This is a genomic window from Rhodoferax sp. RT5P35, from assembly GCF_056521385.1.
The window spans coordinates 208,340-229,337 of sequence record NZ_JBWMAX010000007.1; the positions used below are offsets into that span (position 1 = coordinate 208,340).

Annotated in this window: 20 protein-coding genes; 13 read left to right on the forward strand and 7 right to left on the reverse strand. The window is 62.9% G+C overall.

What is annotated here, in order from left to right; translation table 11 throughout:
- Positions 1-3: 3 nt before the first annotated feature.
- The 10 genes from AC097L_RS13320 (at position 4) to AC097L_RS13365 (ending at position 12,431) form a co-directional block, all read left to right on the forward strand.
- Positions 4-3,090 carry a type I restriction endonuclease subunit R gene (locus tag AC097L_RS13320; RefSeq protein ID WP_479586909.1) on the forward strand — a complete coding sequence of 1,029 codons (3,087 nt, stop codon included), beginning with the start codon at positions 4-6 and terminating at the stop codon, positions 3,088-3,090.
- Entirely contained in the window at positions 3,083-3,946 is an 864-nt protein-coding gene (locus tag AC097L_RS13325; protein WP_479586910.1) for a GIY-YIG nuclease family protein, read from the forward strand. The genes AC097L_RS13320 and AC097L_RS13325 overlap by 8 nt, the downstream gene beginning before the upstream one ends.
- Before the next feature lie 89 nt (positions 3,947-4,035).
- Complete coding sequence (locus tag AC097L_RS13330; RefSeq protein ID WP_479586911.1) at positions 4,036-4,455, forward strand: PPC domain-containing DNA-binding protein; 420 nt, start codon at positions 4,036-4,038, stop codon at positions 4,453-4,455.
- A gap of 249 nt (positions 4,456-4,704) precedes the next feature.
- Positions 4,705-5,202, forward strand: a complete 498-nt coding sequence (locus AC097L_RS13335) for a hypothetical protein (protein WP_479586912.1) — start codon at positions 4,705-4,707, stop codon at positions 5,200-5,202.
- On the forward strand, positions 5,195-5,626 hold the full coding sequence (locus AC097L_RS13340) for a hypothetical protein (RefSeq protein ID WP_479586913.1): 432 nt from the start codon (positions 5,195-5,197) through the stop codon (positions 5,624-5,626). The genes AC097L_RS13335 and AC097L_RS13340 overlap by 8 nt, the downstream gene beginning before the upstream one ends.
- 14 nt (positions 5,627-5,640) lie before the next feature.
- Positions 5,641-5,988 (forward strand): nucleotide pyrophosphohydrolase, encoded by a 348-nt coding sequence (locus tag AC097L_RS13345; RefSeq protein WP_479586914.1) that lies wholly within the window; start codon positions 5,641-5,643, stop codon positions 5,986-5,988.
- 162 nt (positions 5,989-6,150) lie between these two features.
- Positions 6,151-6,870, forward strand: a complete 720-nt coding sequence (locus AC097L_RS13350) for a c-type cytochrome (protein ID WP_479586915.1) — start codon at positions 6,151-6,153, stop codon at positions 6,868-6,870.
- A complete protein-coding gene (locus AC097L_RS13355) occupies positions 6,867-8,123 on the forward strand; it encodes a c-type cytochrome (RefSeq protein ID WP_479586916.1) in 1,257 nt (418 codons plus the stop codon). Before AC097L_RS13350 ends, AC097L_RS13355 begins: the two co-directional genes overlap by 4 nt.
- 75 nt (positions 8,124-8,198) lie before the next feature.
- Positions 8,199-11,144 (forward strand): C1 family peptidase, encoded by a 2,946-nt coding sequence (locus tag AC097L_RS13360; RefSeq protein WP_479586917.1) that lies wholly within the window; start codon positions 8,199-8,201, stop codon positions 11,142-11,144.
- Positions 11,145-11,210: 66 nt separating this feature from the next.
- Positions 11,211-12,431: a M20 aminoacylase family protein gene (locus AC097L_RS13365; protein ID WP_479586918.1), complete on the forward strand. Its 1,221-nt coding sequence runs from the start codon at positions 11,211-11,213 to the stop codon at positions 12,429-12,431.
- A gap of 62 nt (positions 12,432-12,493) precedes the next feature.
- Here the strand turns inward: AC097L_RS13365 and AC097L_RS13370 are convergent, their stop codons facing one another.
- Both AC097L_RS13370 and AC097L_RS13375 read right to left on the reverse strand, forming a co-directional pair.
- Positions 12,494-12,862: a hypothetical protein gene (locus AC097L_RS13370; protein WP_479586919.1), complete on the reverse strand. Its 369-nt coding sequence runs from the start codon at positions 12,860-12,862 to the stop codon at positions 12,494-12,496.
- A gap of 207 nt (positions 12,863-13,069) precedes the next feature.
- Entirely contained in the window at positions 13,070-15,163 is a 2,094-nt protein-coding gene (locus AC097L_RS13375; RefSeq protein WP_479586920.1) for an ATP-binding protein, read from the reverse strand.
- Positions 15,164-15,242: 79 nt separating this feature from the next.
- Here AC097L_RS13375 and AC097L_RS13380 point away from each other — a divergent pair, with 79 nt between their 5' ends.
- Complete coding sequence (locus AC097L_RS13380; protein ID WP_295953789.1) at positions 15,243-15,974, forward strand: response regulator; 732 nt, start codon at positions 15,243-15,245, stop codon at positions 15,972-15,974.
- A 67-nt stretch (positions 15,975-16,041) separates the two neighbouring features.
- On the opposite strand, the gene AC097L_RS13385 is transcribed toward AC097L_RS13380, so the two are convergent.
- The 3 genes from AC097L_RS13385 to AC097L_RS13395 form a co-directional block, all read right to left on the reverse strand.
- Positions 16,042-16,383, reverse strand: a complete 342-nt coding sequence (locus tag AC097L_RS13385; RefSeq protein ID WP_479586921.1) for a BON domain-containing protein — start codon at positions 16,381-16,383, stop codon at positions 16,042-16,044.
- Between the two features lie 191 nt (positions 16,384-16,574).
- Positions 16,575-16,886 carry a BON domain-containing protein gene (locus AC097L_RS13390; protein ID WP_479586922.1) on the reverse strand — a complete coding sequence of 104 codons (312 nt, stop codon included), beginning with the start codon at positions 16,884-16,886 and terminating at the stop codon, positions 16,575-16,577.
- Positions 16,887-16,963: 77 nt separating this feature from the next.
- Positions 16,964-17,326, reverse strand: a complete 363-nt coding sequence (locus AC097L_RS13395) for a BON domain-containing protein (protein WP_479586923.1) — start codon at positions 17,324-17,326, stop codon at positions 16,964-16,966.
- Between the two features lie 290 nt (positions 17,327-17,616).
- Here AC097L_RS13395 and AC097L_RS13400 point away from each other — a divergent pair, with 290 nt between their 5' ends.
- Positions 17,617-17,985 (forward strand): phosphomannose isomerase type II C-terminal cupin domain, encoded by a 369-nt coding sequence (locus tag AC097L_RS13400; protein ID WP_479586924.1) that lies wholly within the window; start codon positions 17,617-17,619, stop codon positions 17,983-17,985.
- A gap of 129 nt (positions 17,986-18,114) precedes the next feature.
- Here AC097L_RS13400 and AC097L_RS13405 read toward each other — a convergent pair whose 3' ends face one another.
- Entirely contained in the window at positions 18,115-19,056 is a 942-nt protein-coding gene (locus AC097L_RS13405; RefSeq protein ID WP_479586925.1) for an NAD-dependent epimerase/dehydratase family protein, read from the reverse strand.
- Complete coding sequence (gene kbl / locus AC097L_RS13410; RefSeq protein WP_479586926.1) at positions 19,053-20,270, reverse strand: glycine C-acetyltransferase; 1,218 nt, start codon at positions 20,268-20,270, stop codon at positions 19,053-19,055. The genes AC097L_RS13405 and kbl overlap by 4 nt, the downstream gene beginning before the upstream one ends.
- A gap of 85 nt (positions 20,271-20,355) precedes the next feature.
- Between kbl and AC097L_RS13415 the strand changes: the two genes are divergently transcribed.
- Positions 20,356-20,952 carry a helix-turn-helix domain-containing protein gene (locus AC097L_RS13415; protein ID WP_479586927.1) on the forward strand — a complete coding sequence of 199 codons (597 nt, stop codon included), beginning with the start codon at positions 20,356-20,358 and terminating at the stop codon, positions 20,950-20,952.
- The last annotated feature ends 46 nt before the right edge of the window (positions 20,953-20,998 follow it).

Consider the following 20,998-nt stretch of genomic DNA (forward strand, 5'->3'; position numbering starts at 1 on the left):
CCCATGAAAAAGCACACCGAAGCCAGGCTGGAAGATGCCATTGTGGACAGCCTGACCCGCGATGATGGCGGCTTTGCGTTGGTGGATTACCGCAGCGGCCCGGCCGCAGGTCGCTATGACAAGGCACTGGCGCTGGACCCGGTGCTGGTGCTGGGTTTCATCCAAGCCACCCAGCGCAAGGTGTGGCAGAGCCTACACGCCATTCACCAAGACGAAACGCCCAAGGTGGTGCTGGATCACCTAGCCAAAGAGCTGGACACCAAAGGCATGCTCAAGGTGCTGCGCCAGGGCTTCAAGTGCTATGGCAAGAAGCTGCGCGTGGCGGTGTTTGCACCCAGCAACGCCATGAACCCCGATACGCTGTCGCTGTATGGCCACAACGTGTTGAGCGTGACGCGCCAGCTTTACTACAGCGAGGCACACAGCAAGTCGCTGGACCTGGTGCTGTTTTTGAACGGTCTGCCGATTGCCACGGTAGAGCTGAAAAATCCGATCTCGGGCCAGACGGTGGAAGACGCCAAGAAGCAATATAAGCGCGACCGCGACCCGCGCGAGCTGCTTTTTGAATTTAAAAAACGCACGCTGGTGCACTTTGCGGTAGACCAGGACCAGGTGTTTATGGCCACGCGCCTGAGCGGCGACAAAACCCACTTTTTGCCCTTCAACCTGGGTGACCACGGCCACACGGGTAACCCGCCTGCCGCCGATGGGGGCTACCGCACCGCCTATCTGTGGCGCGAGGTGTGGCAGCGCGACAGCCTGCTGGACATCGTGGGCCGCTTCATGCATTTGCAAGAGGAAGAAAAGCGCATCCTCACCGACGACGGGATCAAGAAGATCAGCAAAGAAACCATGGTCTTCCCACGCTACCACCAGCTGGATGCGGTGCGCAAACTGGTGGCGCACGCACAAGCTGCGGGGCCTGGGCATAACTATCTGGTGCAGCACTCTGCGGGTTCGGGCAAGTCCAACTCCATCGCCTGGCTGGCGCACCGCTTGTCCAGCCTGCACGATGCGCAGGACAAAAAGGTGTTTGATTCGGTGATTGTGGTGACCGACCGCCAGGTGCTGGACACGCAGCTGCAAGACACGATTTACCAGTTTGAGCACAAGCAAGGCGTGGTGCAAAAGATCAACGAGGACACACGCCAACTGGCCCAGGCGCTGGCCTCTGGCACGCCAATCATAATTACCACGCTGCAAAAGTTCCCGTTCATTACCGAGACGCTGGACAAGCTGCGCCAGGAAAACCACTCCGGCATTGCCATCGACACCCAAGACAAGCAGTTTGCGGTGATTGTGGATGAGGCGCACAGCTCGCAGTCGGGCGAAAACGCCATGGAGCTTAAAGGTGTGCTGAACGCACACCGCATTGAGGAAGCAGCGGCGACCTACGCGCAAGAGCATGGGCTGGATGTGGAAGATGACGAGGACGCCGACCAACTGGCGGGCGTTGTGCGCGAAATGAGCAAACGCGGCAAGCAGGCCAATTTGAGCTTTTTTGCCTTTACTGCCACGCCCAAGTACAAGACCAAGAAGGTGTTTGATGAGCCCGGCTCTAGCGGCGAGTCGCCTTTTCACCTGTACACCATGCGCCAGGCGATTGAGGAAAAATTCATTCTGGATGTGCTGCGCAACTACATCACCTACGAGGCCTACTTTCGGCTGGTGCAGGTGGGCGATGATGACCCGCATGTCGAGCGCAAGAAGGCGGCCCGTGCGCTGGCACGCACGTTGACCCTGCATGAGGTCAACCTGCGCACCAAGACCGAAGTGATGGTGGAGCACTTTCGCACCCATGTGCGGCCCAAAATTGGTGGCCGGGCCAAAGCCATGGTGGTGACCGAAGGCCGCTTGCATGCGGTGCGCTACAAACTTGCGTTTGATGCCTACATTGCCGAAAAGGGCTACACCGATGTCAAAACGCTGGTGGCTTTTTCGGGTTCGGTAGAAGACCCGCGCTTCCCTGGCAAGAACCTGACCGAAGTCGGCATGAATGGCGGCATCAAGGAAAAAGAGCTGCCCGGGAATTTTGAAAGCGCCGAGTACCAGGTGCTGCTGGTGGCCGAGAAGTACCAGACCGGCTTTGACCAACCGCTGCTGCACACCATGTACGTGGACCGCAAGCTGACCGGCTTGCAAGCCGTGCAAACCTTGTCGCGCCTGAACCGCAGCTGCGCCGGTAAGGAAGACACATTTATCTTGGACTTTCGCAATACGCCGGAAGAAATCTTTAAGGCGTTTAAGCCCTACTTTGAAGACACGTCCACCGAGCCGTTGACCGACGCGCAGCACCTGTACCGCCTGCACCACCAGATTGAAGAGACTGGGCTGGTTTTTGAAGAAGAGGTGAGGGCTTTTTGCGCGGTGTATTTCAAACCGGTTCGCAAACACTCCGTCAACGACCATGCGGCCATGAATGGCGTGCTGGACCAGGCGGTAGACAGATTCAAAGAGCTCAGCGACGACGAGCGCGAGGAAATCAAAGCGCTGCTGGTGAACTTTCGCAATCTCTATGCGTTTATGTCGCAGGTGATTCCATACCAAGACTCAGACCTGGAGCGGCTCTACACCTACTTGCGCTTCTTGTTAACCAAATTGCCTCGGCGTGAAGGTGGCGGCGAGGTGCATCTGGATGAAGAGGTGGAGCTGCAGTACTACCGGCTGCAGAAAATTGGCGAGGGCCGGATTGACCTGACAACCGGGGACGGTAAGCCTCTTAAAGGGCCCAGTGATGTGGGTACCGGGGAAGACGATCCGTCTATCCGCTTGTCTGAACTGATCGACCTGCTCAACGAACGCTTTGGTACCGACTTCACCCAAGCTGATCAGCTGTTCTTCGACCAAATCCAGGAAGAAGCCATCGAAAGCGATACGCTGATGCAGGCCGCCGAAAACAACTCGAAAGAAGACTTCCGCTATGTGTTCGAGAAGGCATTTGAAGGCTTGGTGATTGATCGGATGGAGGGCAATGAGGAGATCTTTGGCAAGCTGATGGCAGACGGCGAATTTCGCAAGCTTGCGGTAGAGGACTTGTTGCACAAGGTCTACACCACCTTGAAGAAAAAGGCGAAGGCGGCCAATGTCTAACTCCTTTTCTCTGCGTATCTTCGTCGCCGATGGTGACCCCGATGGCCTGCGCCTGGTCGAGCGTTCCAACTGGGTCGGCAAGGCGCTGGTGTTTCCGCGTGCCTTGCTGCCGCAGGTCAAGCAGCGCGCCGAGCTGAACCAAACAGGTGTCTATCTGCTGCTCGGGCCGCGCTCGGACGGCGAGGGCGACATGCTCTATGTGGGAGAGGGCGACCCCATTTGCCCACGGCTGGAAAAGCACCAGTTGGAAAAAGATTTCTGGACCCGCGCCGTCTGCTTCGTCGCTACGCCTGGGCAGCTCAACAAGGCGCATGTGCAGTTTCTGGAAGCCCAACTGTTGCGTTTGGCTAAAGCCGCCAAGCGCCTGCCGCTGGACAACCGCAACCAGCCTGCCGAGCCCGCGCTGAGCGAGGCCGACCGGGCCGACATGCTGGTGTTTTTGGACAACATGGTGGGCATGCTGCCGGTGCTGGGCGTACATGCGTTTGAGCAGGTGGGGGCGCCGGTGGGTAAATCGCTTGCCGTGCTGACTTGCAAAGGTAAAGGCGTTGAAGCGCAGGGCTACGAGTCCAGCCAGGGTTTTGTGGTCAAGGCAGGTTCGCGTGCGGTGGTGGATGTAACCCCTACGTTCGAGCAAATGCGCGGCACCAGTGAGTTGCGCAAGGACCTCATCCATAACGGTGTGCTGCTGCTGGAGGGCAGTACGTACCGCTTCATGCAAGACTATGTGTTCAGCGCGCCTTCGGCTGCGTCCGATACCGTGCTGGGAGGTAGCACCAATGGCCGCATGCTGTGGAAAGACCGGCAAGGCCGGTCGTTGAAAGAGTTGCAGGCCATGGACGCGTTGCCCGGTTAATTCGCGACGCACTGGGTATATATGCTTCAAAAATCATAGCTACTAGCGAAAGTGCTACCTGCGCTAGCGGCCTATTTCTTATAAATCCCATGCAAACCCTCCCCATCCGCCTCACCCCCGGCCAAGACCTGCGCCAGGCCCTGGAAGCCGCCGTGCGCAGCCACAACTGCCAGGCGGCTTTTGTGCTGTCGGGCATCGGCAGCCTGTCTACCGCCGGGCTGCGGTTCGCCGGGGCGGAGCAGCCGCAGCGGCTGGTGGGGGACATGGAAATCCTCAGCCTGTCGGGCACCGTGGCGTTTGACGGGGTGCGCAGCAGTTCGCATCTGCACATGGCGCTGTCCACCGCGACCGGAGCGGTGCTGGGCGGGCATGTGGCAGCGGGCTGCATGGTGCGGACCACGGCGGAGGTGCTGCTGGCACTGTTGCCCGAATGGGCGTTTGCGCGCGAGTTGGATGTGGCAACGGGGTATGAAGAGTTGGTGGTGCGGGGGCGCTCGGGCCACGTTTGATTCCAAGCCCATGCGCTGCACGGCGCTTGCATTTTTCGTTGGGTTTAGCTATATTCAATATTCTTGAATCGCGAATATTAAATAATGCAGCTCAAACCGCAAGATTTTTTGGTGGCCCTCAAGCTGGTGGCATGGGTTGACCAACGGTGGACATACGCCAGTCTGGCACTCGTTCTTGGTTTGAGTGCTTCCGAGGCGCACGCTTGTGTGAAACGGGGTTTGCACGCGGGGCTTTTGCTGGACAACCGTATGTTTGCCTTGCCCGAAGCACCGCTTGGGATCCGGGCGCCAGAAGCAATTTATTTATTACCAAAACGCTCTCGGCGTGCGCCGCCCGGGGCGGTGGCCGATGCGGCGGCGGGCAACCCGGCCCGCGCCCACCTGCGTAATTTGGCGGAATTTGCGTTGCATGGCGCCAAATATGCGTTTTCTGCCGATACCTTTGGCCCCACGGTGGGCGTGCCCACCAGCCACAGCGCACCGGCATTTGCCGGGGTGTTCGCGCCGGGGTCCGACGACTACGTGTGGCCCCACCCGGAGGGCAGCGTGCGCGGCACGGGGCTGTTGCCTCTGCATCCCAGCGTGCCCTATGCCGCCATGCAGGATGCGCGCTTGTACGAGATGTTGGCGTTGTTCGATGCCCTGCGCATAGGTCGGGCGCGAGAGCGGGGCATGGCGGCCCAGCGTTTGCCTACCTTGATCCACCCGTCCGATGCAGATAAGCGCGGGGCCAGCACGCATGGCTAATCCCAATCTGGGCCTTTTGGTCGCCATGGCCCAAGCACTCGGGCCGTTGCGTGAGCGCGTGGTGTTTGTCGGGGGCTGCGCGACCGGGCTGTTGATGGGCCAGCCTGCCTTGGCGGACATTCGCCCCACGGAGGATGTGGATGCGATTGTGGAAGTCGCCACACTGGCGGGTTACCACCTGGTGACCCAAGAGCTGGTAGCCAGGGGTTTTCGCCAGACCATGGAAAACAACACACCACCATTTCGGTGGTTTTGGCAGCGCATGCAATTGGATTTGGTGCCCGTGGATGACAAGGTGATGGGCTTTGCCAACCCCTGGTACCGCGCGGGTTTTAAGGCGGCGGTGCGTGCCGAGCCCGAGCCTGGCGTGTGGCTGCGCCATCTATCCGCGCCTATTGTTTGGCTCCCTTTACGTGAAAGTTAGGCCCAGAACCCACCATGACCACCATCCCCTCCCTCACCCAAGCCCTGCGCGACTTTGCTGCCGCGCGCGATTGGGCGCCATTGCACTCCCCCAAGAACCTGGCCGCCGCGCTGAGCGTGGAGGCGGCCGAGCTGCTGGAGCACTTTCAGTGGCTGACCGAAGACCAGAGCCGCAGCCTGCCCGCGCCGCAAAAAGCCGAAGTCGCCGCCGAGGCGGCCGACGTGCTGCTGTACCTGCTGCAGCTCTGTGACAAGCTGGACATCGACCTGCTGGAGTCCGCGCGGCGCAAGATGCTGGTGAATGCCGAGAAGTATCCGGTCGCCAGCGCGCGCGGCTCCAGCCAAAAACACCAGGCAGACTGAGACCAGGCAGGCCTACACCGCGTTACACCTTGCTTGCTATTGAAAAAATAGCAAGTAGCGTATTATTTATATGCGCTAGAGACCTATTCTTTATAAATTTTTATTAATTTATCCCGTGCAACCCCTGGCTGCAGGCGCTGTCCCAAACTCCCGCACTGCGGCATGATCCCCCTGGTGAAAAAACTCTTTACTGCCCTGCTCCTACTTGCCGCCACCGCCAGCCAAGCCGCCCCACCATGGATAGCCCCGTTTGAAGACAGCATCGCCCAGCGCACCCAGGCCTGCACCGCCTGCCACGGCAAAGAGGGCCGCGCCGCCAGCGACGGCTACTACCCGCGCATTGCGGGCAAACCGGCGGGCTATCTGTACCACCAGTTGCTCAACTTCCGCGACGGCCGCCGCCACTACGGGCTGATGGTGCAGATGGTCGATCCGCTCAGCGATGCTTACCTGCTGGAGATCGCGCAGTATTTCTCCCAGCTGGATTTGCCGTATCCCGCGCCCCAGCCTGTCAACGTAACGGCTGAAGTGCTGCGCCGGGGCCAGACGCTGGTGCAGCAGGGCGATGCCACGCGGCAAATTCCCGCCTGCGTGCAATGCCACGGCACAGCACTCACCGGCGTGGCCCCCAACATCCCTGGCCTGCTGGGCCTGCCGCGCGACTACCTGAACGCGCAGCTGGGGGCCTGGCGCACCGGCCAGCGCCGGGCCCACGCACCCGACTGCATGGGCACGGTAGCGCGCCAGCTCAGCCCCGACGAGGTCAACGCCGCCACCAGTTGGTTGGCGGCCCAGCCCCTGCCTGCCAACACCCATCCGGCGACCGCGCTGCCCGCCTTGCTGCCGGGTGCCAAGGCGGTAGCCTGCGGGAGTGCGCCATGAAGAAAATCGTCCTTGGTTTGTGCGTTTTCGTTCTGGCCATGGCCGTCCTGGTGTGGCAGCTGAACACCCGCGACGAGCCGGACCTGTCGGCCGCTGTGCCTGCGCCCAACGCCACGCCCGAGTTGCTGGCACGCGGTGCCTACCTGGCCCGTGCGGGCAACTGCGCGGCCTGCCACACCACCCGGGGCGGCACGCCGTACGCGGGCGGGCGCGGCATAGCCACGCCGTTTGGCACGGTCTACAGCAGCAACCTCACGCCCGATGTGCGCACCGGCATCGGCAGCTGGTCGTCGGCAGAGTTCTGGCGTGCCCTGCACAACGGCCGCTCCAAAGACGGGCGGCTGCTGTACCCGGCCTTTCCCTACCCCAGTTACACCACGGTGACCCGTGCCGACTCGGATGCGCTCTACGCCTACCTGCACAGCCTGCCCGCCACCGCCCAGCCCACCACACCGCACGCGCTGCGCTGGCCGTTCAACCAGCAGGCGGCCCTGGCCGTGTGGCGCGCGCTGTACTTCAGCCCCAGCAGCTTCCAGCCCGAACCGGCCCAGTCGGCAGAGTGGAACCGCGGTGCCTACCTGGTGCGCGGCCTGGGCCACTGCGGTGCCTGCCACACCGCGCGCAACGCCCTGGGTGCGACGGACACCAGGCTAGACCTGGCGGGCGGGCTGATTCCGGTACAAAACTGGTACGCGCCTTCGCTTACCTCCACCCAAGAGGCCAGCGTGCACGACTGGCCGCTGCAAGATGCCGTGCGCCTGCTGCAAACCGGCCAGGCTCCGCAGAGCACGGTGTTGGGCCCCATGGCCGAGGTGGTGCAGCAAAGCACCCAGTACCTCACGCCCCAGGATTTGACCGCCATGGCTACCTACTTGAAGGCCTTGCCGCAAACCCCGGTCGAGCCTGCGCGCGCTGTGCCCACCACACCGCGCAATGCCGAACGCGGCGCGAAGCTCTATGAGCAACACTGCGCCCAATGCCACGGTGCCCAAGGCCAGGGCGTGGCCGGTGCCTACCCACCGCTGGCTGGCAACCGCGCCGTCACCATGGCCAGCACGGCAAACCTGGTGCAAATGGTGCGCAATGGCGGCTTTGCCCCGGCCACCGCTGGCAACCCGCGCCCGTTTGGCATGCCGCCCTTTGTGCTGGTGCTCAACGATGCCGACATCGCCGCTGTGCTGACCCACATCCGCAGCGCCTGGGGCCACCAGGCGGCGGGCGTGACCGAGCTGGAAGTCAGCCGCATGCGCTGATCTGTCCCCTAAAAGGAGGATGCCGCCAACGGCCTACGTGCCCACAATCACAAGTCTTCCTACAAGGAGACACACATGGACTATCTTCTGGTGCGGGGCAGCCAAGGCCCTGCGGTGCAAAAAATGCGCACGGCCTTGTCCAAAGAGCTGGGCGACGATGCCCAGGCCTTTCCGGGCCTGGACCAGGGCAGCGAGATGACGGTCGATGTGGAGGCCGCCGCCCGGCGCTGGCAGTCGGGTGTGGGGCTGGTGGCCGATGGAGTGGTAGGGCCGTACTGCCTGCAGCTGCTGGATTTGCGCCCGGCCCCGAAGTTTGACGTTCCCTTGACGCTGGAGCTGGTGCGCCAGTTGTTCCCGGCCACCAAACCCGCCAACATCGCCCGCTACCTGCCCTACGTGGCCGCCGCGCTGGACGCGCTGGGGCTGACCGACTGGCCCATGGTGTGCACTGCCCTGGGCAGCATCCGCGCCGAGACCGAAGGCTTTTTGCCGATCTCAGAGTTCCAGTCGCAGTTCAATACCGCGCCAGGCGGCATGCCGTTTGGTTTGTACGAGCCGGGCACCGTGCCGGGCAAGCGCGTGGGTAATACCCAGCCGGGCGACGGTGCCCGTTTCAAGGGGCGCGGCTTTGTGCAACTGACCGGGCGCGATAACTACACCCGTTACGGCAAAGCGCTGGAGATCGACCTGGGCGTGGCGCAGGCCAGCAATGCTGATCTGGCCAATGCTCCCGAGATTGCTGCGCTGCTGTTGGCCCGGTTTTTGGCCGACAAGGCCGACCCCATCCGTGCGGCGCTGGCTACCGGCAATCTGGCTGCGGCTCGCAAGCTGGTCAACGGCGGTGCGCACGGGCTCGACCGTTTCAAGGACGTGTTTGTGCGGGCGGGCAAGATTGCCGGGCCCGCGGCCCAAACCCCCACCGTGGGTGCGGGTGCGGGTGCGGGTGCGGGTGCCGCTGCCAAGACCGCGCCTGCCCGGCTGGGTGCCGAGCGCCAGCTCAAGGTGCGCAAAGACCCCATCGACCTGAAAGACCGGGCCTACCAACCGCCCCCGCTGGGCCTGCAGGCTGCGTACCCTATCGATGCCGACATAAAAAAATACCTCCCCGCCTACACCGCTGCAGACCTGATCCTGGACCAGGGCAACGAAGGTGCTTGTACCGGCTACGGCCTGGCCTGCGTGGTCAACTACCTGCGTTGGTACAAGGCTGACGACAAGACCAAAATCGATTCCGTCAGCCCGCGCATGCTCTACAGCTACGCCCGCCGCTACGACGAATACGCGGGCGAAGATTACAGTGGGTCCAGCTGCCGGGGCGCGCTCAAGGGCTGGTTCAACCACGGTGTCTGCCTGGACGCGTACTGGCGCAAGAATGACCCGCAACCCCGTTATGGCTTCGCCAAGAACGCCACCGACCAGACCTTGGGCGTTTACTACCGCATCGCCCTGCAATCCATCACCGACCTGCAGGCCGCCATCCAGGCAGTGGGCGCGGTGTATGTGTCAGCCCTGACCCACGACGGTTGGCACGACGTGCCCACCACTAAGGCGGTCCCCAGCGGGCACAAAGATATTCCGTTGATCGCCTTCGATGGTCGCCCGGCCGAAGGCGGTGGCCATGCTTTTGCGCTGGTGGGTTTCAACGCCCAGGGTTTCATCGTGCAGAACTCCTGGGGTGCCCAGTTCGGCATGGGCGGCTTTGCCGTGCTGGGTTATGCCGACTGGCTGGCCAACGGCATGGATGCATGGGTGGTAGCGCTGGGCGTGCCCGGCGTGGTGGAAGGGCGCATCAGCGTCACGGCCTCGGGTGGCGCGAACAGCGCGGGCCGGGCGGGCGCTGTCAACACCAGCCTGTGGTGGAGCGCCGACCAGGCCTACCAGCACAGTGTGGTGCTGGGCGACGATGGCCGCGTCAGCCGCTACCTGACCGAAGACGCGCTCAGCCGCACCCTGGCTTACCAGGTTTGTGAGCTGCCCAACGCCTGGTTCCGCGACCCGGCCCACGGCCCGCTGGACGGCAAGAAGCGCATCGTCATCTACGCCCACGGCGGCCTCAACAGCGAGGGCGATGCCATCAAGCGCGCCCGTGCCATGGGGCGGCACTTCGAGGCCAACGGCTGCTACCCGCTGTTCCTGGTCTGGAAGACCGGGCTGCTGGAATCCATCAATGGCATCCTGCACAAGCAAAGCCGCCAGGAGCCGGGGCTGGCGGGTGGCTGGTTCGACGAGCTTGCCGAGAAGGTGACCGAGAAGACCGACCTGGCCATCGAGTCCACCATCGGCCGTGGCCTGGTGCGCCCGATCTGGACCCAAATGAAGGATGTCGCCGAGCTGGCGTTTGAAACCCGGCGCGGCGGCGAGCAAATCATCCGCGCCCTGCAGCAGCTGATGGACACCTGGGGTGACCAGTTGGAAATCCACCTGGCCGGTCATTCTGCGGGCTCCATCCTGCTAGGCCACATGCTCGACGGTGTGGCCTACCGCCAAGTGGCGATCGAGAAAATCAACTCCATCCACCTGTACGCACCGGCCTGCAGCGTGGCCTTTGCCAACCAGTGTTATGCCAGCAACAAAAAAATCATGGAGCGGCTGTACATAGACATACTGTCCGACACGCGGGAGCGTGCCGACAGCGTGGCGGGTATCTACCGCAAGTCGTTGCTGTACCTGGTATCGGGCGCGCTGGAGACCGATCTGCGCACGCCCATCGCCGGCATGGCCAAGGTCTACGGTACCGACGATGGCGGCTGGGACGGCAGTTCCAGCACCAACGAGAGCCTGAACGTGTGGCGGCGCGCGGTGCTGGATGCCAAGCTCAAGAGCGCGGGGCGGTTGGTGGAAATCACCGCCGATAAAGTCTGCACCGCCCTGGCCGACCCCCGCCGCGCCGACCCCAGCAATGTGATGATTGCCGCCGACCACGGCAGTTTCGACAACAACATCGACGTGATCACCCGCACGCTGGAGGTGGTGCTGGGCGGCAAGCTGTTGCAGCCGGTAGACGACTTGCGGGGTTTTTAGCCGCGCTGGTCAGGGCGTGGTGCCAAAGCTTGTACAGTTTTGGCACCTCAGCGTTTTAGGCTTTTCATGTCGACACCCTTGCTCCAAGCCAATGGCCGCGCGTTTGCGCACATTGCCCAGTTTCACCCGGAGTTGACGGCGCTGCGCCGCGACCTGCATGCCCACCCCGAACTGGGCTATGAAGAGGTGTACACGGCAGAGCGCGTGACCCAGGCGCTCAGGCTGTGCGGTGTGGACGAGGTGCATACCAGCATTGGCAAGACCGGCGTGGTGGGAGTCATCCGGGGACGGTCCAACACCAGCGGCAAGATGGTCGGCCTGCGCGCCGACATGGACGCGCTGCCCATGACCGAGCAAAACGACTTCGCCTGGAAGTCGGCCAAGGGCGGCCTGATGCACGGCTGTGGCCACGACGGACATACCGCTATGCTGGTCGGTGCTGCCCGCTACCTGGCCGAGACGCGCAACTTCGACGGCACCGTGGCGCTGATCTTCCAGCCCGGCGAGGAAGGCTACGCCGGGGCCAAGGCGATGATCGACGACGGCCTGTTCGAGCGCTTCCCGGTGCAGGCCGTGTTTGGCATGCACAACTGGCCCCACATGCGGCCCGGCACCATCGGCCTGAATACGGGCGCGATGATGGCGGCGTCTGACCGCGTCACCATCGAGATCACCGGCCGGGGCGGCCATGGCGCGCACCCTTACCAAAATGTTGACCCGGTGCTGGTGGCTGCACATACCATCACGGCGCTGCAGAGCGTGGTGTCGCGCAATATCCGCGCTATCGACAGCGGGGTGGTCAGCATCTGCGCCGTGCAGGCGGGCGACCTGGGGGCCATGAGCGTGGTGCCGGGTAAGGCCACCTTGGTGGGTACGGTGCGCACCTTCAACCCTGCGGTGCAAGACCTGATCGAGCGGCGCATCACCGAGCTGTGCGGTGCGGTGGCCCTGGGTTTTGGCGCGACGGCCTCGGTGAAGTACGAGCGCCTGTACCCGCCCACCATCAACACCACGGCCGAGGCGCTGTTCATGATGCGGGTTGCCGAGGGCCTGGTCGGATCGTCCCAGCTGGTGCGCGACCTGGACCCGAGCATGGGCTCGGAAGACTTTTCTTTCATGCTGCAGGTCAAACCCGGTGCCTACATGCGCATCGGCCAGGGCACTGAAAACGGCCCCGGCAGCTGTGCCCTGCACAACAGCCGCTACGACTTCAACGATGCCATCCTGCCCCTGGGTGCTGCCATGCACGCCAGTTTGGCGGAGCAGTTCATGCCGCTATCAGAATAAGAGCTACCAGCGCACGTGGTATATGCGCTAGAGGCCAATTTTCTTTATAAAACAGAAGGTGCCTACCTGCTATTACACAGGGAAGGGCACAAGTACAACTCGCTTGGCACGCCTTCTACCAGCGTCAGGGTGTAGCCGCGGCACAGGGTGCCCAGCACGGCTGTCACGTTGTAGGTGCCCACGGGCAGCGCCAGTGTGACCAGCGCCCCCGCGTCGTCAGCAGTGAACACGCGCTGGCCTTGCAGGTTATCAATGTGCAGACGCAAAGGACCATCGGGCCTGGGCGGAAGCGGTGGGGCGTACAGGCTGCGCATCCAGTGCAGCCATTCCAGTGGCGCGGTGAATAGCGTCCCGCGCACGGCCGGGTCGGCAGCGGCGTGGATCACCAAGCTGGCTTCGGGCAAGGGAGTGGAACTTTGCAAAGAGGACATGTTGCTATCTTGCACTCTTAGGCCGTATTTACCTGTGTCGTCGGGACAACGGCTATGTTGCATATGTCATATTGGCGCATCCCCAGGCTGCAGCGCTACGCACTTTTCGCCAACCCCCTTGCAGGGGGCAACACCAGCAGTCTGGTAAAGCCAGTTCTGCGGTGTTTCTGGAGGACGTGCGTTCTGGCAGAAGCCTTGGGGCTGTTGTCAGACCGGCAGAGGCACCGGCTTGAGCAGCAAGGCCATGGCCCCGGCCAATTCTTCGCGCTGCATGGGTTTGGTCAGCAGGCGCGAGACCCCGGCGGCGGCGGCCCGCTGGGCCAGGGAAGCACCCCCGTAGCCGCTGACCATCAGAATCGGCAGCGTGGGATCAAACTGGCGGATCGCCTCGGTGAGCTGGATGCCGGTCAGGCCGGGCATGACTTCGTCGGTGACCACGGCGGCAAAACGCTGCGGATCGGCGCGCAATGTCTGCAGGGCGGCGACCGGGTCGGTGAAGCCCACGGGCTGGTAGCCCAGGCTGGTGAACATTTCTTCGGCCAGCGCCACCAGGGTGGGTTCGTCGTCCACCACCAGCAGGGCTTGTCCCGCACCGGTGGAGGTGGGCAAGGCCGCAGGGCGACTGGGGCTGGCGGCATCGGTGCATTCGGGAAAATACAGGGTGAAGCAGGCTCCCTTGCCAGGTTTGCTTTGCACGTCGATGGCACCGCCAAATTCGGCTACCACGCCGTGTACCACCGCCAGGCCTAAACCGGTGCCCGACTGTGCGCCCCGGGTGGTAAAGAAGGGTTCAAACAGCCGCTCCATCACCTCGGGGGTGATGCCGCTGCCCTGGTCGGACACGGTCAGCACCAGGTAGGGCCCGGCGGACAACTGGGTGTGCGACAGCACCCTTCGCTGTGCTACCTGCTGGCGTACCAGTTGCACCCGCACCATGCCGCCGTGGGGCATGGCCTGCATGGCGTTGGTGCACAGGTTCATCACCGCTTCAAAGGCCTGCGTGGGGTCGCCGCGCATGAGTACGCCGGGGGCTTCCAGGCCGCGCTCCAGCACCACGCCGGGGCGCAGGGTGGCGGCCAGCAGGGCCAGTACTTCGGCGACGATGGGCTCCAGCTCGAACACCGTAGACGCACAGCCTCCGCCCCGGCCAAACGACAGGATGCGCTCCACCAACGCCTTGCCCCGCAGGGCTGCACCCAGCACTTTGTCCAGATGCCGCGCCTGGGCGCTGCCGGGGGCGGCGGCATCCTGCGCCATTTCGCCAAACCCGACGATGGCCGCCAGCACGTTGTTGAAGTCGTGCGCCACGCCCCCCGCCAGTTCGCCCAGCGATTCCAGTTTGTTGGCCCGCGACAGCTGGGTTTGCAGTGCCACCTGGGCGGCGGTGCGGCGCTGGTTGGCGCGCAGCACCAGGTGTACCGACGCGGTCAGCACCACCAGCAGCAGCGCAACGCCCACGGCGGTGAGCTGGGCAGCCTCGCGCCAGGCGACCAGCACCACGTCAAGGTTACGGGTCAAAACCACTTCCAGGCCATAACGTTCCAGGCTGTGCAGGGCGACCAGACGCTCGGTGCCGTCGGGCAGTTGGCGCAGTTCGGTGGCGCGCTGGGTGGCCAGGCGCCGGGCGATGGTGGCTTCGTCCCAACGGGCTTTGTTGACCACGCCACCGGCCAGTAGTACGCCGTCGCGGCGGAAAACGGCCATGCGCGCATCGGCCGCGGGCGATGCCACCGAGAACGCGCCCAGCAGTGCTTCAGCCCGCATAGTGGCAAATATCCAGCCAGCGGGTGCACCCAGCATATCCACAAAGGGCACGGCCAGCGTCACCAGCGGAATCTGGGTGCCGGGGTCGTTAAAGGGGCGGCTGACGGCCACGGCTTCGGGCTCCAACTGGTTCAGTCCTGGCATGAATGTGGTCTGGTCCGGCATGGGGCTGGGGTTGGACGACGACAGCAAATGGCCGTTGCGGTCCACCAGCGACAAGGTGTCCACCATGGCCATCAGCTCGGTGCGGGTTTGCAGGGCCCGTGTGGCGGCGGTGCCTGCGGTGGGCAGGCTGCCTTCGTTCAGCTCGACCTGCATGGCGTGCAGGCCGGCATTCATGCCCCGTAGTTCGCGGTGGATTTCATCGGTCAGGGCCAGCGACAGCATGCTGAGTTCGCGCGACTGGCTGTTGACAGCCTCGCCGCGCAGATGCGTCAGGGCCACCACGGCCACCACCACCAGCGCCAGCCCCAGGCTGATCGCCACCATCCACAGCCGTGGCACGTTGGCCCGCACTTTTTGCCAGATCCATTGCATAGTCAGGGAATCCCTCTGTTGTGTCAGCATACGGCCATCGTTGATACTTATTGAAACACGAAGAGCCTGATTCCATACGATGACTACCCCTACTGCCCCGCACATTTTAGTAATCGACGACGACCCGAGCATCCGTGAGCTGGTGGTCGAATACCTGGGTGACAACGACCTGCGCGTCAGCGCCGCCGCCTCGGGCCGCGAGATGTTCGAAGTCATCGACCGTGAAGCCATCGACCTGGTGCTGCTCGACCTGAAGCTGCCCGGCGAAGACGGCATGCAACTGGCCCGCACCCTGCGCGAACGCGCCAGCGTGCCCATCATCTTCCTGACCGGCCGCAACGAAGAGGCCGACCGGGTGATGGGCCTGGAGCTGGGGGCTGACGACTACGTGACCAAACCCTTCAGCCCGCGCGAGCTGCTGGCAAGGGTGCGCGCCGTGCTGCGCCGCTACCAGGTGCAGGCCACCTTACCCGAGCGTGACAACAGCCGCCGGGCGTTCCGTTTTTCGGGCTGGGAGCTGAATTTGCGTACCCGCCGCCTGGTGTCGCCCGCGGGCGTGTCGGTGGAGCTGTCGAATGGCGAATTCAGCCTGTTGGGGGCCATGTGCCGTGCCCCGCAGCGGGTGCTGTCGCGCGACCAATTGCTGTCGATGTCGCGCCTGCACGAGGCCGAGGTCTACGACCGCACCATCGACGTGCAGATCCGCCGTTTGCGTCTGAAGGTAGAGGTGGATTCGGCCAACCCGATGCTCATCGTCACCGAGCGCGGCGCAGGCTACCTGCTGGCCAGTGAGGTCGAGACGCTGTACTAGCCGGCATGGTATCCATCAAAAAAGCGGCTGGAGAGCCGCTTTTTTTTCAGACCGGTGGTTGGCGGTGTTACTTGGTTACGTCAGTAGACCAAATGCGCACGCGGCTGTAAACCTTCTTCGCGCCGGGTACCTTGGCGGCCACTTCGCGGGCCTGGGTCGAGAGTTCAGCGTTGTTGATCCAGCCGCTGAGGGTCACAACCCCTTTTTTGGATGACACCTTGAGCTTGGCCGCGTCATCGTTCAGTGATGCTTTCAATGCGTCCAGGACAGCGGCATTCAGCTCTTTGTCCGCCGGTGCAGCAGCCATGGCAGGCTTGTCGGTAGCGGCCATGCTGGGGCCCACCATGGCGGTTCCTGCAACGAGTGCGAGCAAGATGTTGGAGGCGAGGCGGTTGAATTTGATGGCCATGTTGTGTCTCTTTCTTGTCGTCGAGGTGGATGGGAACAGGTCGCTTTTCTTGTGAACCTGCGCGGTATAAAAAATTTACACCCAATCCATGGTAGCTTGGATAAACCGGTAGCTGTTAGGGTTATTCAAGGGGATTCGCTTAATTCAAACAGGTACTGACACTTTGTTACTTATCCCTGAAAAAGTGCGCTTTACTCGGCAAACGTAGACCAGACGCGCAGGTGGCTGTACACGTCGGCCGCACCGGGAACGGTGCTGGCCACAGTACGGGCCTGGGACACCTGGCGTGCGCCATTTACCCAGCCGTGCAAAGTCAGCGTACCGTTTTCGGCGGTCACGGTGATGTTCTTGGCCTGGTAGCCCAGCGATTGCTGGATGGCAGCCTGGGCTGAACTTTGCAAGGCTTCGTCGCTGGTAGATGCGATGCTGGAGGCCACCATCAAGGGGCCGGCGGCAATCGCCAACAAGGTGCTGGCGGCGAGACGGGTAAGAGGACGGTGCATGGTGTTTCCTTGGGCTGCGGACAGGTTATTGCTAGCTTAGGCAATCTGCCCACCCAGGGCAAGCAGATCGCACTTCATCAGTTATAGGTTTCGCTGGACCAGGTACGCAGACGGCTGAATACTTTGGTGGCACCGGGCACGTTGGCCGCGATGCGGCGGGCCTGGGACTCTTGGTCGGGGCCAGTGATCCAGCCGCTCAAGGTCACGGTGCCTTCGTTGCTGGAGACCTTGACGTTTTTGACCTGGTCGCCCATCGACTGGTTGATGGCATTGGCTACGGCGGTGGACAAAGCCTTGTCGCCATTGGCGGTGGCAATGGTGCTGGCGGCGCTGGCAATAACCACTGCGTCGGTCCCTGCCATGCCAGAAGTGGTGAAAAGGGGGCCAGCGGCTAGAGCGATCAAGGTGCTGGTAGCGATGCGTTTGAGAGAGATTGTCATGGTGCTTCCTTACAGAGTCCGCCACCACTGTGGGGCGACGTGGTGATCTTCTCGCCGCAACCGCCGATGTCTGTGACGGATGGTGCTGACCGTGTTGCATTTGCAATTTGCGGGTTAAGCCTTGCATTTGCTTGCATTCTTTTATTGCTACAAAAAATATAGCTAATTACGTAGAGAAAACATGCGCTGTAAGCTGTTTTTACATAAAAATACCTAGGTGCTTTACCGTAACTTCACGGGTTATCATTTCCAGATAATCCGGTTTTTTTGCTTTCAGGAACATGCGCACCATGCAAACCTCTACCCGCACCGCCTCTATCGAACGTACCGAACGCCCCTGGGGCTGGTATGAAAACATGTTTGAAGCACCAGGCCGCAAGATCAAGCGCATCGGTGTGCATCCCGGCCAACAGCTCAGTCTGCAAAAGCACCACCAGCGCGCCGAGCACTGGGTGGTGGTGGTTGGCACGGCCATCGTCACGGTGGGTGACAAGGTGCTGGAGCTGGGCCTGGGCCAGCATGTGGACATTGCCATCGGCGAAGTGCACCGCCTGGCCAACAAGACCACCGAGCCGGTGGAGATTGTGGAAGTGCAGTTTGGTGATTACCTGGGCGAAGACGACATCGTTCGCCTGCAGGACGATTACGGAAGAGAATAAGCACACCCCCAGGCTGCAGTGCTTCGCATCTTTCGCCAACCCCCTTGCAGGGGGCGATACCGACGGCCCGGCTAAGCCGGGGCCAGGTATCCCGCGACGAAGATAGGTGCCATCGCGCCCCGTGTGCCATCACACCAATGAGCGCAAATTCTCCAGCATGTCCTGCACCATCGCGTCCAGGCCATATTCCGCCTTCCAACCCCAATCTTGCTGGGCCGCTGTGTCGTCGATGGACCGGGGCCAGCTGTTGGCAATGGCCTGCCGAAAGTCCGGCACGCATTCCAGGCTGAACTCCGGCACATAGCGCGCAATCGCCGCGGCGATCTGCACGGGGGTGAAGCTGATACCGCCCAGGTTGTACGCGCCACGCTCCCGCACATTCGCACTGGGGGCTTCCATCAATTCCAGGGTGGCGCGGATGGCATCGGGCATGTACATCATCGGCAGGGCGGTGTCGCCCGCCAGAAAGCTGGTGTAGCGGCCTACCTTGAGTGCCGCGTGGAAGATTTCGATCGCGTAGTCAGTAGTACCGCCGCCGGGTGCGGTTTTCCAACTCACCAGGCCGGGGTAGCGCAGGCTGCGCACGTCCACGCCGTGGTTGCGGTGGTACCAGTTGCACCAGCCTTCGCCCGCCAGCTTGGAGATGCCGTAGACCGTGGTCGGGTCCATCACGGTGTGCTGTGGGGTGCGGTCGCGCGGGGTGGATGGGCCAAAGGCCGCAATCGAACTCGGCCAGAACACCTTGTCCAGTGCGTGTGTGCGGGCCAGTTCCAGCACGTTCAGCAGGCTTTTCATGTTCAGGTCCCAGGCCCACTTGGGGTGCTGCTCGCCGCGCGCCGATAAGGCTGCCGCCAGCAGATAGATCTGGGTGATGTGCTGGTGTTCGACCACCTCGGTCAGCGCGGCTGCCTCGGTTGCGTCCAGCATCTCGTGGTGCAGGCCCTGCACCCGGCCTTTGGGCACCATGTCGCTGGTGATGACGGCCTCTGGGCCATGGCGTTGTACCAGCGCGTGGGTGAGCTCGGTGCCGATCTGGCCATTGGCACCGATGATCAAAATACGCGGGCTCATGCCGCAATCAGCCCGAGTTCGCGCCCGGCCTGGGTAAAGGCCGCCACGGCGTTCTCCAGATCCGATCGCGTGTGGGCCGCACTCAGCTGCACGCGGATGCGCGCCAGGCCCTTGGGCACCACCGGGAAAAAGAAGCCCACCACATACACCCCCAGCTCGAGCAGCCGTGCGGCCAGCTTTTGCGCCACCACTGCGTCATACACCATGATGGGCACGATGGGATGGTCGCCGGCTTGGATGTCGAAACCGGCCGCGGCAATGGCACTGCGGAAGTAGGCGGTGTTGTCGGTCAGGGTGTCGCGCAGGGTAGTGGAGCCCTCCAGCAAGTCCAGCACGGCGATCGACGCGCCCACGATGCTGGGGGCCACGGTGTTGGAAAAAAGATAGGGACGCGAGCGCTGGCGCAGCAGCTCCACCACCTCGCGCCGCGCGCTGGTGAAGCCGCCGGATGCACCGCCCAGCGCCTTGCCCAGCGTGCCGGTGATGATGTCCACCTGGCCAAACACACCGCGGTGTTCGTGCGTGCCACGTCCGGTGGCTCCCATGAAGCCGCTGGCATGGCATTCGTCCACGCCCAGCAGGGCACCAAACTGGTCGCACAGGCGGCGCATCATGTCGAGCTGGGCTATGGTGCCATCCATGGAGAACACGCCATCGGTAAACACCAGGGTGTGGCGCGCGCCATCGGCTTTTGCCTGCTGCAACTGGCGCTCCAGGTCGACCATGTCGTTGTGCGCGTAACGGTAGCGTTTGGCCTTGCACAGCCGGACGCCGTCGATGATGGAGGCATGGTTCAGCGCATCGCTGATGATGGCATCGTCCGCTCCCAGCAGGGGTTCGAACAGGCCGCCGTTGGCATCGAAGGCTGCGGCATAGAGGATGGTGTCCTCGGTGCCCAAAAACTTCGACAGGCGCGCTTCCAGCGTCTTGTGGATGTCTTGCGTGCCGCAGATGAAGCGTACCGAACCCAGGCCGTAACCGTGGGTGTGCAAGGCCTCGGCGGCGGCGGCCACTACGGCTGGATGGCTAGACAGGCCCAGGTAGTTGTTAGCGCACAAGTTCAGCACCTCGCGGGTGGAGCCATCGGCAGCCACGGTCTGGATGCGCGGCCCCTGGGCGCTGGAAATCACCCGCTCGGCCTTGTACAGGCCTGCATCGCGGATGCCTTGCAGCTCTTGCTGGAGGTGGGTGTAGAAACTTTGGGTGGTCGCCATGGCGGATGTCCTCATGCACAATGCGAATTACAGTAAAACGAAATTGTGCTGTATATCGAACAATAAATCAATATATTGGATAATCATGGCCCCACGCACTCCCAAAGTTTCTGCTGCCAGTGCCGAGCCGCCCCGCGTGGGCGACACCCTGGCGGCGTTGCGCCAGGCGCAGGCGCTGTCGCTGGATGCCTTGTCGCGCAAGGCCGGGGTGTCCAAATCCATGCTGTCACAAATCGAGCGCGCCCAGGCCAATCCGACGGTGGCCGTGGTCTGGCGGCTGGCCAATGCACTGGGGGTACCGCTGGGCGACCTGCTGGGGTCTGCCCCGCCGCCTGCCGAGCCCGCTATCACCGTGGTGCCTGCCCATGCCACGCCGTCGCTGCGCCACCCGGACGGTGCCTGCGAGCTGCGCATCTTGGGCCCCATCGACCTGGCGGGCCAGTTCGAGTGGTATGCCCTGGCAATCCAGCCCGGTGGCGCGCTGGAGTCGCAGCCCCATGAGGCCGGTACGCGCGAACACCTGACGCTATTGACCGGTGCGCTGGATGTAGTGTCGGGCGACGCACAGCAGCACCTGGCCCAGGGCGAAACCGCCCGCTACGCCGCCGACCGGCCGCACGCTATCCGTAACCCTGGCCAGGTGGAGGCCACAGCATGGCTGGTGGTGGTGCATGCCGGGTGATGCTGAGGCTGTCACACAATTTAATTTGGTACACATCCCATACTGC